The organism is Pararhizobium arenae (assembly GCF_001931685.1).
Taxonomy (GTDB): domain Bacteria; phylum Pseudomonadota; class Alphaproteobacteria; order Rhizobiales; family Rhizobiaceae; genus Pararhizobium; species Pararhizobium arenae.
In genome coordinates this window covers 114,728-130,287 of sequence record NZ_MOOY01000001.1, presented here as the reverse complement: position 1 = coordinate 130,287, position 15,560 = coordinate 114,728, and the positions used below count along the sequence as shown (strand labels likewise).

Below are 15,560 nucleotides of genomic sequence, written 5' to 3'. Positions count from 1 at the left end.
CTTACTTGGCTGCGCGCACAGCGGCGGGACGCGGAGCGTCAGCCGGGGTGCCGGACTTGATGGCGTCGCGAACGACGATCCATGCGCCCTTGGAGCCGGGTACGGCGCCCTTGACGAGGATCAGGCCGCGGTCTTCATCGGTGGAGACCACTTCCAGGTTCTGGGTGGTGATGCGCGTCTGGCCCATGTGACCAGCCATGCGCTTGCCCTTCCAGACCTTACCCGGATCCTGGTTGTTACCTGTCGAACCATGCGAACGGTGAGAGACGGAAACGCCGTGCGTAGCACGCAGACCGCCGAAGTTGTGACGCTTCATCGCACCCGCAAAACCCTTACCGACCGAGGTACCGGTCACGTCGACCAGCTGGCCGGCGATGAAGTGGTTTGCCGTCAGCTCAGCGCCAACGTCGATGAGGTTGTCGGCCGAAACGCGGAACTCGACGATCTTCGCCTTCGGTTCTACGCTTGCAGCAGCGAACTGGCCGCGCTGCGCCTTATTCGTGTTCTTGACCTTGGACTGGCCAGCACCGAGCTGAACGGCCGTATAGCCATTCTTGTCTTCCGTGCGATGGGCCACCACCTGGCAGTTTTCCATACGCAGAACTGTTACCGGGATATGCTCACCAGCGTCGTTATAGACGCGGGTCATCCCAACTTTCTGTGCAATCACACCTGAACGCATTGGTTCATTCCTCTTAAGAGTTAGCTTCGGGGCGAGCCCCTCCGCATCTCTGGTTTAAGGTTTCCCCCGGATCATCCGATCTTAGGGTCGCCCGTTTTCGGAAGCCGTTGGGCCTGGGCCCACGTACCTTCCTTGTTTTTAAAGCTTGATTTCGACGTCAACGCCGGCAGCGAGGTCGAGCTTCATCAGCGCGTCAACGGTCTGCGGGGTCGGATCAACGATGTCGAGCAGACGCTTGTGCGTACGCATCTCGAACTGTTCGCGGCTCTTCTTGTCTACGTGGGGCGAGCGGTTCACAGTGAACTTCTCGATCCGCGTGGGAAGCGGCACCGGACCACGGACCGAAGCACCCGTGCGCTTGGCCGTCGAAACGATTTCCCGCGTGGAGGCATCGAGGATCCGGTGATCAAACGCCTTGAGGCGGATGCGGATATTCTGGCCGTTCATTCGACTTGTCCTTGTTCTTGTTAAGCGAATGCCTCTTGCGAGGCGGTTCGTCATTCGTTTCCGGGTGCTGACGCTTCAAAGAGCACAAAGGGCAAATCACCCTCTGTTCATTCGAATCTGCAAATCGACCCGCGACATATACGGAATCGGCGTCCGATACAATGCCCGAACGCCTACGGAAGCGCGTTTTTTCGCGCTTCCGCCAATTCGAGAGGCATACGAGCAAAATCGCATGCTTCGACCAATAAATTGATCAGGAAACGGCACCTAAAGTGCGCCGTTTCCAACCATCGAGCTTACCCGATGAAGGAGGCGACGATGATGTCGCCCTGTCGATTACTCGACGATGGAGGCGACGATGCCGGCGCCGACGGTACGGCCGCCTTCGCGGATCGCGAAGCGCAGCTTTTCTTCCATCGCGATCGGAACGATCAGCTCGACGTCAACGGTCACGTTGTCGCCAGGCATAACCATTTCCGTGCCTTCCGGAAGCGTCACGATACCGGTCACGTCCGTCGTGCGGAAGTAGAACTGCGGACGGTAGTTCGTGAAGAACGGCGTATGACGGCCGCCTTCTTCCTTCGTCAGGATGTAGGCTTCGGCCTTGAACTTCTTGTGCGGCTTGACCGAACCCGGCTTGCACAGGATCTGACCACGCTCGACGCCGTCACGGTTCACACCCCGAACCAGTGCACCGATGTTGTCGCCGGCCTGGCCCTGGTCGAGCAGCTTGCGGAACATTTCAACGCCGGTCACGGTCGTCTTCGAGGTGGCGCGGATGCCGACGATTTCGACTTCTTCGCCAACCTTGACGATACCGCGCTCGACGCGGCCGGTCACAACCGTACCACGGCCCGAGATCGAGAACACGTCTTCGATCGGCATCAGGAACGGCTGGTCGATCGGACGCTCAGGCGTCGGGATGTAGGCGTCAACGGCAGCCATCAGCTCGCGAACGGCGTCTTCGCCGATCTTCTTGTCCGAATCTTCGAGAGCCGCCAGAGCCGAGCCCTTGATGATCGGAATGTCGTCGCCCGGGAAGTCGTAGGACGACAGGAGCTCGCGAACTTCCAGTTCGACGAGCTCGAGCAGCTCGGCGTCGTCAACCTGGTCGACCTTGTTGAGGAACACGACGATCGCCGGAACGCCAACCTGACGGGCCAGCAGGATGTGCTCGCGGGTCTGCGGCATCGGGCCGTCAGCGGCAGAGCAAACCAGGATCGCGCCGTCCATCTGGGCAGCACCGGTGATCATGTTCTTGACGTAGTCGGCGTGGCCGGGGCAGTCGACGTGCGCATAGTGACGGTTCGGGGTCTCATACTCGACGTGCGCCGTCGAGATGGTGATGCCGCGCGCCTTTTCTTCCGGTGCAGCGTCGATCTGGTCGTACGCCTTGAACTCGCCGAAGTACTTCGTGATCGCGGCCGTCAGCGACGTCTTGCCATGGTCGACGTGGCCGATCGTGCCGATGTTGACGTGCGGCTTATTGCGCTCAAATTTGCTCTTTGCCATTTCCGGCTCTCCGTTTTCCTGCCCCGAAGGGCGTATTTTCTTGTTTATGGTGGGCTAGTGCCCCGGTCACTTCTGACCGGAGTACTTTGCCTGGATTTCCTGCGACACGTTCGACGGAACCGGCGCATAGTGATCGAAGACCATCGAGTACTGGGCGCGGCCCTGGCTCATGGAGCGCAGGTTGTCCACGTACTTGAACATGTTCGCGAGCGGCACGTTGGCCGAAATCACGACGGCGACGCCGCGCGATTCCTGGCCCTGGATCTGGCCACGGCGGGAGTTCAGGTCACCGATCACGTCACCGACGTAATCTTCCGGCGTTACGACTTCGACCTTCATCATCGGCTCGAGCAGCTGTGCGCCGGCCTTGCGGGCAGCTTCACGGAAGCAGGCACGCGATGCGATTTCGAAGGCGAGAACCGACGAGTCAACGTCGTGGAAGGCACCGTCAATGAGGGTGGCCTTTACGCCGAGCATCGGGAAGCCAGCGAGCGGACCCGAAGACAGAACGCTTTCGATACCCTTCTGAACGCCCGGGATGTATTCCTTGGGAACAGCACCGCCGACGATCTTGGATTCGAACTTGAAGTCTTCGCCTTCCGGGTTCGGTTCGAAGACGATCTTGACGCGCGCGAACTGGCCGGTACCACCGGACTGCTTCTTGTGCGTGTAATCTTCTTCGCAAAGCTTCGTGATGGTTTCGCGGTAGGCAACCTGCGGAGCACCGACGTTGGCTTCCACCTTGAACTCGCGACGCATGCGGTCGACGAGAATGTCGAGGTGAAGTTCGCCCATGCCGGCGATGATCGTCTGGCCGGATTCCTGGTCGGTCTTGACGCGGAACGACGGGTCTTCGGCAGCAAGGCGATTGAGCGCGAGGCCCATCTTTTCCTGGTCGCCCTTGGACTTCGGCTCGATCGCGATCTGGATGACAGGCTCGGGGAATTCCATGCGCTCGAGGATAACCGGCTTCAGGGGATCGCAGAGCGTGTCACCTGTCGTGGTTTCCTTCAGACCTGCGAGAGCAACGATGTCGCCTGCGAAGGCTTCTTCGATGTCTTCACGCGAGTTCGAGTGCATCTGAAGCATACGGCCGACACGCTCGCGCTTGTCCTTGACCGTGTTCATGACGGACGAGCCCTTCTCGAGCTTGCCGGAGTAGATGCGTGCGAAGGTGAGCGAACCGACGAAGGGGTCGTTCATGATCTTGAACGCCAGCATCGAAAGCGGCTCGGCGTCGTCAGCATGACGCTCGATTTCGGCTTCGGTCTTGGCATCGATGCCCTTGATCGCCGGAATGTCGAGCGGCGACGGCAGATAATCGACGACCGCGTCGAGCAGCGGCTGAACACCCTTGTTCTTGAAGGCGGTGCCGCAGAACATCGGATGGAACTTGACGTCGATGGTGCCGCGGCGAACGAGCGCACGAATCTGATCGTTGTCCGGCATGTCGCCGTTCAGGTATGCTTCCATCGCAGCTTCGTCGATCTCGACAACGGTCTCGATCAGCTTTTCGCGATATTCTTCAGCCTTGTCCTTCAGGTCGTCCGGGATTTCGACGACGTCCCACTGGGCGCCGAGCGACTCGTCACGCCAGACGAGAGCATTCATCTCGATCAGGTCGACAACGCCCTTGAACTCGGATTCAGCACCGATCGGCAGTTGCATGACGACAGCCGTTGCACCGAGACGCGTCTTGATCATCTCAACCGAGCGGTAGAAGTCCGCACCGGTCTTGTCCATCTTGTTGCAGAAGATCATGCGAGGAACGTTGTACTTCTCAGCCTGACGCCAGACGGTTTCCGTCTGCGGCTCTACACCGGCGTTGGCATCGAGAAGGGCCACAGCACCGTCGAGAACGCGCAGCGAACGCTCGACTTCGATGGTGAAGTCCACGTGGCCGGGGGTGTCGATGATGTTGAAGCGGCGCATCTTGCCGTCGCGACCCTTCCAGAAGGTGGTCGTGGCAGCGGACGTGATGGTGATGCCGCGTTCCTGCTCCTGCTCCATCCAGTCCATGGTAGCGGCGCCGTCGTGGACTTCGCCAATCTTATGCGACTTGCCGGTGTAGTACAGGATGCGCTCGGTCGTCGTGGTCTTGCCAGCGTCGATGTGCGCCATGATACCGAAGTTGCGGTAGTCTTCGATTTTATATTCGCGAGCCATGAAGGACTCCCTTTCGAAATTGTTCGTCGATTACCAGCGATAGTGCGAGAATGCACGGTTGGCGTCAGCCATCTTGTGCGTGTCTTCGCGCTTCTTCACTGCGCTGCCGCGGTTGTTCGCAGCGTCCATGAGTTCGCCGCAGAGGCGATCGACCATGGTGGTTTCGTTGCGCTTGCGGGCAGCAGTGATCAGCCAGCGAATAGCGAGAGCCTGACGGCGCTCAGGACGGACATCTACCGGAACCTGGTAGGTTGCACCACCAACGCGACGCGAACGGACTTCGACGTGCGGAGCGATGTTGTCGAGGGCCGAATGGAAAACCGTGATCGGCTCCTGCTTCAGCTTCGCCTGAACGGCATCGAACGCACCATAAACGATGCTTTCGGCAACCGACTTCTTACCATGAAGCATGATAGCGTTCATGAACTTGGTGACGACCAGATCACCAAACTTCGGATCGGGATTGATCTCGCGCTTTTCTGCACTGTGACGACGTGACATGACTTTTGTCTCTCAAACTTGAATGGCGCCTTAACACGCGGAGAACCTCGCGCAGCACCGAAATTGTTGGTTCCGAATTACTTCGGACGCTTCGCACCATACTTGGAGCGGCGCTGCTTGCGGTTCTTGACACCCTGGGTATCGAGAACACCACGGATGATGTGGTAACGAACGCCCGGCAAGTCCTTGACACGACCGCCACGGATCATGACGACGGAGTGTTCCTGCAGGTTGTGACCTTCACCCGGGATGTAGCCGATGACTTCGAAGCCATTGGTCAGACGGATCTTGGCAACCTTACGCAGAGCCGAGTTCGGCTTCTTCGGGGTCGTGGTATAAACGCGGGTGCAAACACCACGCTTCTGCGGGTTTTCCTGCAGCGCAGGAACCTTATTGCGCTTTACCTGTGCCTGACGCGGCTTACGGATCAGCTGGTTTACGGTAGGCATACAACCATCCCTTAAATTCTTGTCTCATTACCCTTACGGGCGGATCAATGCCGTCTCCGGCGGTTTCACACGCTACAAATGCGCAAAACAAGAGCCAATCCGCTGGTCGGCAGATGGCTCTTTCAAGAGACAGAGGACGCCGTATTCCGGCGTCATGCGTGCTAAATTGCGGTCTTCAGCGTGCGTTTGAGTCTTGTTTGAGGCGAACTCCAGAACGCGGCGTTCCGAAACAGCCAGCCTCACATAGGCTCTGATGGGGCGCGGTGTACTGTTTAAAGGTCTTCGCGTCAAGGGGAGTTAAGAAACATTCTCGCCTTGGCAGGGCTGCCATGCCTGCAAAACAAGGCTTTTGGCGCTATCGGAAGCGCTCTGGCGCCTCTCCCCGATCCTCGCAATCCTGTACGTCGCACTACACGTTAAAGAATCGTCAGGCATTCGTCCAGTCCAGCGATTCCATCGGCGTTGCCGCGCAATTGTTTGGATGAACCGATTCTCCTTTCGATTCCGCCTATCCGCCCATGTCAGCACATTATAAGGTAACGGACGATTATTCACGACCGCTCCTAGTGACTGCTCACGGACAAACGCAGCAGGAGCATCGCCCGCACGTCCCCTCGAAGGAACATCCCATGAGTGCATCTGCCGATAATGACAACAATCTCGACGGACCAATGGTCTTCATCATCATCGGCAAGGCCTATGAGCAGGATGGCGACAAGGAAGGCGTCGATATTCACGTAATGCTGCGCGCGCCTGATGATGACACTGCGGTCCGCGAAGCCCTGAATGCGCTGGCGGAGGAAGGCTTCCTCGAAGCGGATCTCGATCAGATCGGCACCTTGACGGACGCTCCCGATGAGGAGCCGCACGCCTCGGCCTACCAGGGCGCGCTTGAAGGCGAAGTCGCAATCATTCGTTTCAACTGATCTTTCGGCCTGCAACAGCAGACCCAGGGAAAACACAAAGCCGCGGGGATCGCTCCCCGCGGCTTTTTCATTGACGTCGGAAAAGAGGGCTTTCGCCCTCCCCTCCTTATTCGGCAGGCGTTGCTTCCGCTGCAGCCAGATCGGCCAGCATCGGGGTCGCGGTTTCCGCACCCGTACCCTTGCGGCGCTCTTCGAGGATCATCTCGTCGCGAGCGGTCGCGATACGGCGGATCTGGGTCATGGTGCCGCCCGTACCGGCCGGGATGAGGCGGCCGACGATGACGTTTTCCTTCAGACCCTGCAGACCGTCGGTCTTGCCGGCGATCGCAGCTTCCGTCAGCACCTTGGTCGTCTCCTGGAAGGATGCGGCCGAGATGAAGGACGGGGTCTGCAGCGACGCCTTGGTGATGCCGAGCAGGACCGGATCGCCGTAGGCCGGCTTCTTGCCCTGTTCGATCAGTTGGTCGTTGACGTCTTCCAGTTCGATGCGATCGACATTGTCACCGACGATGTAGGTCGAGTCACCGGCGTCGGTGATTTCAACCTTCTGCAGCATCTGGCGAACGATCACCTCGATGTGCTTGTCGTTGATCACAACGCCCTGCAGACGGTAGACTTCCTGGATTTCGTTCACGAGGTACGAAGCCAGAGCCTCGACGCCCTTGATCGCCAGGATGTCGTGCGGAGCCGGGTTACCGTCGAGGATGTAGTCACCCTTTTCGATATAGTCGCCGTCCTGAAGATGGAAGGGCTTGCCCTTCGGGATCAGGTATTCGACGGGCTCGACACCGTCTTCCGCCGGCTCGATCAGCACGCGACGCTTGTTCTTGTAGTCGCGGCCGAAGCGGATCGTACCATCGATTTCGGCGATGATAGCGTGATCCTTCGGACGGCGCGCTTCGAAGAGTTCGGCAACACGCGGCAGACCACCGGTGATGTCCTTCGTCTTGGCGCTTTCCAGCGGCGAACGTGCAAGCACGTCTGCCTGGGAGACCTTCTGGCCCGGCTCGACCGACAGGATGGCGTCGACCGAGAGCAGGAAGCGGGCTTCCCCACCGCGCGACAGCTTGGCAACGGCGCCATTCTTGTCCTTGATGACGATGGCAGGCTTGAGATCCGTACCGCGCGGGGTCGAGCGCCAGTCGATAACCTGACGCTTGGTAATGCCGGTCGCTTCGTCGGTCGCTTCCAGAACGGAGATGCCATCGACGATGTCTTCGAAGTGAACGGTACCTTCCACTTCCGTCATCATCGGACGGGTGTAAGGGTCCCACTCTGCGAGACGCTGACCGCGCTTAACCTTGTCGCCGTCGTCCACGAAGATCTTCGAACCGTAGGCAACGCGCTGCGAGGAACGCTCGACGCCGCGCTCGTCCAAGATCTGGACCGCCATGTTACGACCCATGGCAATCAGGTTGCCTTCGGAGTTGCGCAGCATGTTGCGGTTCTTGATCTGGACCGTACCTTCGTACGAAGCTTCCAGGAACGACTGGTCGACCACGTTTGCCGTACCGCCCAGGTGGAAGGTACGCATGGTGAGCTGCGTGCCCGGTTCACCGATCGACTGTGCAGCGATGACACCGACCGCTTCACCCATGTTGACAGGGGTACCGCGGGCAAGGTCACGACCGTAGCAGACGCCGCAAACGCCGGTCTGGATTTCGCATGTCAGAGCCGAACGGATACGGATCGACTGGATACCAGCCTTCTCGATCTCCACGACGTCGGCTTCAAGGATCATCTTGCCGGCATCGACGATGCGGACGCCGGTGACCGGATGATCGATGTCGTCCAGTGCCGTACGGCCGAGAACGCGAGCGCCGAGCGAAGCCACAACCTGACCGGCGTCAACGATCGCCGTCATGGTGAGGCCCTTGTCGGTGCCGCAATCCGTCGAGTTGACGATGCAATCCTGCGCGACGTCGACGAGACGACGGGTCAGGTAACCCGAGTTCGCGGTCTTCAGAGCGGTGTCTGCGAGACCCTTACGGGCACCGTGGGTCGAGTTGAAGTACTCGTTAACGGTCAGACCTTCCTTGAAGTTCGAGATGATCGGGGTCTCGATGATTTCACCCGAGGGCTTCGCCATCAGGCCGCGCATGCCGCCCAGCTGGCGCATCTGGTTCGGTGAACCGCGGGCGCCCGAGTGCGACATCATGTAGATGGCGTTCATCGGCTTCTGGCGACCGTTGTCGTCGAACTCGACAGCCTTAATGCGGGCCATCATGTCTTCGGCAACCTTGTCGGTCGCCTTGCCCCAGGCGTCGACAACCTTGTTGTATTTTTCGCCCTGGGTGATGAGACCGTCGTTGTACTGCTGTTCGTATTCCTTCACCAGAGCTTCGGTATCGCCGACGATCTTGGCCTTGGAATCCGGGATGACCATGTCGTCCTTGCCGAACGAAATGCCCGCGCGGCAGGCGTGGGCGAAGCCGAGCTGCATGATGCGGTCGCAGAAAATGACCGTGTCCTTCTGGCCGCAATGGCGGTAGACCGTGTCGATCATCTTGGAGATGTTCTTCTTGGTCAATTCCTGGTTGCAGACGTCGAACGGGACGTTGGCGTTCTTCGGCAGAAGTTCGCCGATGAGCATCCGGCCCGGGGTCGTTTCGAAAATCTTCGAAACCGGCTTGCCTTCGGCATCGACGCTCTTGAAGCGGCCACGGATCTTGGCGTGCAGCGTGACCGACTTGGTTTCCAGCGCGTGATGCAGTTCGCCGATGTCGGAGAAGGCCATGCCTTCGCCCGGCTCGTTCTGGTTCTGGATCGACAAATAGTACAGGCCGAGAACCATGTCCTGCGAAGGAACGATGATCGGCGCGCCGTTTGCCGGATGCAGAATGTTGTTGGTCGACATCATCAGAACGCGCGCTTCAAGCTGGGCTTCCAGCGAGAGCGGAACGTGAACAGCCATCTGGTCGCCGTCGAAGTCGGCGTTGAAGGCCGTGCAGACGAGCGGGTGCAACTGGATGGCCTTGCCTTCGACCAGGGTCGGTTCGAAGGCCTGGATGCCCAGGCGGTGAAGCGTCGGTGCGCGGTTCAAGAGAACCGGATGCTCGCGGATAACCTCGTCGAGGATGTCCCAGACTTCCGGCTTTTCCTTTTCAACCAGCTTCTTGGCCTGCTTGACGGTCGAGGAGAAACCCTTGGCGTCGAGGCGGGCGTAGATGAACGGCTTGAACAGTTCGAGCGCCATCTTCTTCGGCAGGCCGCACTGGTGAAGCTTCAGTTCCGGACCGGTCACGATGACCGAACGGCCGGAATAGTCGACGCGCTTGCCGAGAAGGTTCTGGCGGAAGCGGCCCTGCTTGCCCTTGAGCATGTCGGACAGCGACTTCAGTGGACGCTTGTTGGCGCCGGTGATGACGCGACCACGACGGCCGTTGTCGAACAGCGCGTCCACAGATTCCTGCAGCATGCGCTTTTCGTTGCGGATGATGATGCCCGGAGCGCGCAGTTCGATGAGGCGCTTCAGACGGTTGTTGCGGTTGATGACGCGGCGATAGAGATCGTTCAGGTCAGACGTCGCGAAACGGCCGCCATCGAGCGGAACCAGCGGACGCAGATCCGGCGGGATGACCGGAACGACCTTCATGATCATCCATTCCGGACGGTTGCCGCTCTCCATGAAGTTCTCGACGATCTTCAGGCGCTTCATAAGCTTCTTCTGCTTCAGTTCCGACGTGGTGTCCGCCAGATCCGAGCGCAGATCGCCTGCGATCTTTTCGAGGTTCATCGACGCAAGCATCTCGTAGATGGCTTCCGCACCGATCATCGCCGTGAACTGATCTTCGCCGAACTCGTCGACGGCGATCATGTATTCCTCTTCCGACAGAAGCTGATTTTCCTTCAGCGACGTCAGGCCGGGCTCGGTGACGATGTAGTTTTCGAAGTAGAGAACGCGCTCGATATCCTTCAGCGTCATGTCGAGCAGCGTCGCGATGCGGCTCGGCAGGGACTTCAGGAACCAGATGTGAGCAACGGGAGCGGCGAGCTCGATGTGGCCCATGCGCTCACGGCGAACGCGCGACAGCGTGACTTCGACGCCGCACTTTTCGCAGATGATGCCCTTGTACTTCATGCGCTTGTACTTGCCGCACAGGCATTCGTAGTCTTTGATCGGGCCAAAGATACGCGCGCAGAAAAGACCGTCACGCTCAGGCTTGAACGTACGGTAGTTGATGGTTTCCGGCTTCTTGATCTCACCGTAGGACCAGGAGAGGATCTTCTCCGGCGACGCAATCGAAATCCGGATGGAATCGAAGGTCTGCGCAGGTACCTGCGGATTGAAAAGGTTCATGACCTCTTGGTTCATGCCTATCTCCTTTACGGGCGAATTGCCCTGAGCTGAGCAAGGAAGCCGACAATTCCCGGGCGTCGGCTCCTGCCTTAACAGATAAGACTGCATGGCCTGCAGTCCGCTTCCCTTCCCTCGGCGACTGGCGCTTCAGACAAGGGAACGGTGCGCGCCGAGACGGGGCGCGCACCCTATTTGTTTTACTCGGCTGCGTCCGGCAGCTGGGTGGCCTGCACGTCCTCGATCTTCGAGTTTTCCAACTCGACCGAGAGGCCCAGCGAGCGCATTTCCTTGACGAGAACGTTGAAGCTCTCCGGAATGCCCGCTTCGAAGGTATCGTCGCCACGGACGATCGCCTCATAGACCTTGGTACGGCCGGCCACGTCGTCCGACTTCACCGTCAGCATTTCCTGCAGGGTGTAGGCGGCGCCGTAGGCTTCGAGCGCCCAGACTTCCATTTCCCCGAAGCGCTGACCGCCGAACTGCGCCTTGCCACCGAGCGGCTGCTGGGTGACGAGCGAGTACGGACCGATCGAACGGGCGTGGATCTTGTCGTCAACCAGGTGGTTCAGCTTCAGCATGTAGATGTAGCCGACGGTAACCTGACGGTCGAACTGTTCGCCGGTACGGCCGTCATACAGCGTCGACTGACCGGTGACCTTCAGACCTGCCTGCTCCAGCATTATGTTGACGTCGGCTTCCACAGCACCGTCGAAGACCGGTGTTGCGATCGAGACACCGCGACGGGTCTGCTCGGCCAGGCGTACGATCGACTCGTCGTCGTACTGCTTGATCGGCTCGCCCTTCGGACCGGAACCAATGACGCTGTCGATGGTATCGCGCAGCGGCTGGATATCGGCACCAGCCTTGTATGCGTCGAGCATCGCACCGATCTTCTTGCCCATGCCGGCGCAAGCCCAACCGAGGTGCGTTTCAAGGATCTGACCGACGTTCATGCGCGAAGGCACGCCCAGCGGGTTCAGAACGACGTCGACGTGCGTACCATCTTCGAGGAACGGCATGTCTTCGACAGGAACGATACGCGACACGACACCCTTGTTGCCGTGACGGCCGGCCATCTTGTCGCCCGGCTGGATCTTGCGCTTCACAGCAACGAAGACCTTGACCATCTTCATGACGCCCGGAGGCATTTCGTCGCCGCGCTGGACCTTTTCGACCTTGTCCATGAAGCGCTGTTCAAGGCGCGACTTGGACTCGTCGTACTGGCCACGCAGAGCTTCGATTTCGCCCTGAGCCTTCTCGTCCTCGACTGCGAACATCCACCACTGCGAGCGGGGATATTCGGAAACGACGGCGTTCGAAAGCTCGGTGCCCTTCTTGAAGCCCTTCGGACCGGCAACGGCGGTGTGACCGCGCAGCATGTCGATCAGACGAGCGTAGACGTTACGATCGAGGATCGCCTGTTCGTCGTCACGGTCCTTGGCAAGACGCTCGATTTCCTCGCGCTCGATCGCCATCGCACGTTCGTCCTTTTCAACGCCGTGGCGGTTGAAAACGCGAACTTCGACGATGGTGCCGAAAGTGCCCGGAGGCATGCGCATCGAGGTGTCGCGAACGTCGGACGCCTTTTCACCGAAGATGGCGCGCAGAAGCTTTTCTTCCGGCGTCATCGGGCTTTCGCCCTTCGGCGTGATCTTGCCGACGAGGATGTCACCCGGCTGAACTTCAGCACCGATGTAGACGATACCGGCTTCGTCCAGGTTCTTCAGCGCTTCTTCCGAAACGTTCGGAATGTCGCGGGTGATTTCTTCCGGACCAAGCTTCGTGTCGCGGGCCATCACTTCGAATTCTTCGATGTGGATGGAGGTGAACACGTCGTCGGAAACGATACGCTCGGAGAGCAGGATCGAGTCTTCGTAGTTGTAGCCATTCCACGGCATGAACGCGACGAGCGCGTTGCGGCCGAGAGCCAGATCGCCGAGGTCGGTCGAAGGACCGTCCGCGATGATGTCGCCCTTGTTCAGAACGTCACCGACGGTGACCAGCGGACGCTGGTTGACGCAGGTGTTCTGGTTCGAACGCTGGAACTTCTGCAGGCGGTAGATATCGACGCCGGACTTGCCCGGATCGAGGTCTTCCGTTGCACGGATAACGATACGGGTCGCGTCAACCTGGTCGACGACGCCGCCGCGGCGGGCAGCGATCGCAGCACCCGAGTCGCGTGCGACCACCGGCTCCATGCCGGTACCGACGAACGGCGCTTCGGCCCGCAGAAGCGGAACGGCCTGACGCTGCATGTTCGAGCCCATCAGTGCGCGGTTCGCGTCGTCGTTCTCAAGGAACGGGATGAGCGCGGCCGCGACCGAAACGAGCTGCTTTGGCGAAACGTCCATCAGGTTGATCTGGTCGCGCGGGGCGAGCATAACTTCGCCAGCGTGACGGCAGACGACGAATTCTTCCTCGAACTCGCCCTCGGCGTTCAGCACCGAGTTTGCCTGGGCAACGTGATACTTGGCTTCTTCCATCGCCGACAGATAGACGACGTCGGTCGTCACCTTACCGTCCACGATCTTGCGGTACGGGCTTTCGATGAAGCCGTACTTGTTGACGCGGGCGAAGGTCGCGAGCGAGTTGATCAGACCGATGTTCGGGCCTTCCGGCGTTTCGATCGGGCAGATACGGCCGTAGTGGGTCGGGTGAACGTCGCGGACTTCGAAGCCGGCGCGCTCGCGGGTCAGACCACCCGGGCCAAGTGCCGAAAGACGACGCTTGTGGGTGATTTCCGAAAGCGGGTTCACCTGGTCCATGAACTGCGACAGCTGCGAGGAACCGAAGAATTCGCGAACGGCGGCGGCAGCCGGCTTCGCGTTGATCAGGTCCTGCGGCATCACGGTATCGATTTCGATCGAGGACATACGTTCCTTGATCGCACGTTCCATACGCAGAAGGCCGAGGCGATACTGGTTTTCCATCAGTTCGCCGACGGAGCGGACACGACGGTTGCCGAGGTTGTCGATGTCGTCGATTTCGCCCTTACCGTCACGCAACTCAACAAGCATCTTGACGACAGCCAGGATGTCTTCCTTGCGCAGGATGCGGACGGTGTCAGCGGCATCGAGATCGAGACGCATGTTCATCTTGACGCGGCCAACGGCGGAGAGGTCGTAACGCTCCGCATCGAAGAACAGCGTGTTGAACATGGCTTCGGCCGAATCCATGGTCGGCGGCTCACCCGGACGCATGACGCGGTAGATGTCGAACAGAGCGTCCTGACGGTTCTCGTTCTTGTCTGCTGCAAGCGTGTTGCGGATGTAGGCACCGACATTGATATGATCGATGTCGAGAACCGGGATTTCGTCGAAACCGGCCGTGAGGATAACGCCAAGCGTCTTCTCGTCGATCTCGTCGCCGGCTTCGAGGAAGATTTCACCGGTCTGCATGTTGACGAGATCTTCGGCAAGGTAGTTGCCGTACAGATCGTCGTCGCTTGCCTTGATGGCTTTCAGGCCCTTTTCGGTAAGCTGCTTGAGCAGACGCGGGGTCAGCTTCTTGCCGCTTTCGACAACCACTTCGCCGGTGTCGGCGTCGATGAGGTCGGTCAGTGCCTTCTGGCCCTTGAGAGCGTCCGGCTGAAACGGAATACGCCAGCCCTTGCCGTCGCGCTGGTAGAGCGACTTCGTATAGAACGTATCGAGGATTTCCTCGCCGTCCATGCCAAGCGCCATCAGCAGCGACGTGACGGGGATCTTGCGGCGACGGTCGATACGCGCATGGACGATGTCCTTGGCGTCGAATTCGATGTCGAGCCAGGAACCGCGATACGGAATGACGCGCGCAGCGAAGAGCAGCTTGCCGGACGAATGGCTCTTGCCCTTGTCGTGGTCGAAGAACACGCCCGGCGAACGGTGCATCTGCGAAACGATAACGCGCTCGGTGCCGTTGACGATGAAGGTACCGTTGTCGGTCATGAGCGGCATGTCGCCCATGTAGACGTTCTGTTCCTTGATGTCCTTGATCGACTTCGCGCCCGTATCCTCATCAATATCGAATACGATAAGGCGCAGCGTCACCTTCAGCGGCGCTGCATAGGTCAGGTCGCGCTGACGGCATTCCTCGACGTCGAACTTCGGCTGCTCGAATTCGTAGGACACGAATTCGAGCATGGAAGCGCCCGAGAAATCGGTGATCGGGAAGACCGACTTGAAGACGGACTGGAGGCCTTCGTCGGGACGGCCGCCCTGCGGCTCGTCAACCATCAGAAACTGGTCGTAGGACGCCTTCTGAACCTCGATGAGGTTCGGCATTTCTGCGACTTCGGGGATTTTACCAAAAAACTTGCGTACGCGCCTACGACCGTTAAACGAAAGGGTCTGAGCCATCGTCGCTCCTTCAATTTTTGCATCCGGGCCTGCAACGGACGGGAACCGATGGCCAGTCGATCCCGTCAAGCAATGGGTGGTGTTCAAACTCGTTTCATGCCCGAAAATGCCCAGCGCGGATTACTGTGCTACCTTCGAAACGAAACTATCCTCTTGAAGAACCCATTACCCAAAAGCCGTTTTCACATGGCTTTTGGGTAATACGTTCAAAAAAAGATCAAATGGAGGCGGTCCTTTCGG

At 59.3% G+C, this 15,560-nt stretch carries 9 protein-coding genes; 1 reads left to right on the top strand and 8 read right to left on the bottom strand.

Annotated elements, in window-relative coordinates:
- Position 1: 1 nt before the first annotated feature.
- The 6 genes from rplC to rpsL all read right to left on the bottom strand — a co-directional run bounded on the left by rplC (position 2) and on the right by rpsL (position 5,757).
- Positions 2-682 carry a 50S ribosomal protein L3 gene (rplC, locus tag BLX89_RS00635; protein WP_075288728.1) on the bottom strand — a complete coding sequence of 227 codons (681 nt, stop codon included), beginning with the start codon at positions 680-682 and terminating at the stop codon, positions 2-4.
- A 138-nt stretch (positions 683-820) separates the two neighbouring features.
- Positions 821-1,129 carry a 30S ribosomal protein S10 gene (gene rpsJ, locus BLX89_RS00630; RefSeq protein WP_003507767.1) on the bottom strand — a complete coding sequence of 103 codons (309 nt, stop codon included), beginning with the start codon at positions 1,127-1,129 and terminating at the stop codon, positions 821-823.
- 336 nt (positions 1,130-1,465) lie between these two features.
- On the bottom strand, positions 1,466-2,641 hold the full coding sequence (tuf, locus tag BLX89_RS00625; RefSeq protein WP_075288717.1) for an elongation factor Tu: 1,176 nt from the start codon (positions 2,639-2,641) through the stop codon (positions 1,466-1,468).
- 66 nt (positions 2,642-2,707) lie between these two features.
- Positions 2,708-4,807, bottom strand: coding sequence for an elongation factor G (gene fusA / locus BLX89_RS00620; RefSeq protein ID WP_075288727.1), 2,100 nt, complete (start codon positions 4,805-4,807; stop codon positions 2,708-2,710).
- A gap of 30 nt (positions 4,808-4,837) precedes the next feature.
- Positions 4,838-5,308, bottom strand: coding sequence for a 30S ribosomal protein S7 (gene rpsG / locus BLX89_RS00615; protein WP_056323208.1), 471 nt, complete (start codon positions 5,306-5,308; stop codon positions 4,838-4,840).
- 77 nt (positions 5,309-5,385) lie between these two features.
- The gene (gene rpsL, locus BLX89_RS00610) at positions 5,386-5,757 is read right to left on the bottom strand and encodes a 30S ribosomal protein S12 (RefSeq protein ID WP_003507760.1); all 372 of its coding nucleotides are present in this window, start codon (positions 5,755-5,757) and stop codon (positions 5,386-5,388) included.
- A gap of 629 nt (positions 5,758-6,386) precedes the next feature.
- On the opposite strand from rpsL, the gene BLX89_RS00605 reads away from it, so the two are divergent.
- Positions 6,387-6,683, top strand: coding sequence for a transcriptional regulator (locus BLX89_RS00605; protein ID WP_075288726.1), 297 nt, complete (start codon positions 6,387-6,389; stop codon positions 6,681-6,683).
- 106 nt (positions 6,684-6,789) lie between these two features.
- On the opposite strand, the gene rpoC is transcribed toward BLX89_RS00605, so the two are convergent.
- Positions 6,790-10,998 (bottom strand): DNA-directed RNA polymerase subunit beta', encoded by a 4,209-nt coding sequence (rpoC, locus tag BLX89_RS00600; RefSeq protein ID WP_075288725.1) that lies wholly within the window; start codon positions 10,996-10,998, stop codon positions 6,790-6,792.
- 182 nt (positions 10,999-11,180) lie between these two features.
- Positions 11,181-15,320 (bottom strand): DNA-directed RNA polymerase subunit beta, encoded by a 4,140-nt coding sequence (gene rpoB, locus BLX89_RS00595; RefSeq protein WP_075288724.1) that lies wholly within the window; start codon positions 15,318-15,320, stop codon positions 11,181-11,183.
- Positions 15,321-15,560: the final 240 nt, after the last annotated feature.

Bases quoted from the DNA above. Each gene is read 5' to 3' on its own strand.
- rpoC (WP_075288725.1), bottom strand. From the start codon at position 10,998: ATGAACCAAGAGGTCATGAACCTTTTCAATCCGCAGGTACCTGCGCAG.
- rpsG (WP_056323208.1), bottom strand. From the start codon at position 5,308: ATGTCACGTCGTCACAGTGCAGAAAAGCGCGAGATCAATCCCGATCCG.
- rpsJ (WP_003507767.1), bottom strand. From the start codon at position 1,129: ATGAACGGCCAGAATATCCGCATCCGCCTCAAGGCGTTTGATCACCGG.
- rpoB (WP_075288724.1), bottom strand. From the start codon at position 15,320: ATGGCTCAGACCCTTTCGTTTAACGGTCGTAGGCGCGTACGCAAGTTT.
- BLX89_RS00605 (WP_075288726.1), top strand. From the start codon at position 6,387: ATGAGTGCATCTGCCGATAATGACAACAATCTCGACGGACCAATGGTC.
- rpsL (WP_003507760.1), bottom strand. From the start codon at position 5,757: ATGCCTACCGTAAACCAGCTGATCCGTAAGCCGCGTCAGGCACAGGTA.
- fusA (WP_075288727.1), bottom strand. From the start codon at position 4,807: ATGGCTCGCGAATATAAAATCGAAGACTACCGCAACTTCGGTATCATG.
- tuf (WP_075288717.1), bottom strand. From the start codon at position 2,641: ATGGCAAAGAGCAAATTTGAGCGCAATAAGCCGCACGTCAACATCGGC.
- rplC (WP_075288728.1), bottom strand. From the start codon at position 682: ATGCGTTCAGGTGTGATTGCACAGAAAGTTGGGATGACCCGCGTCTAT.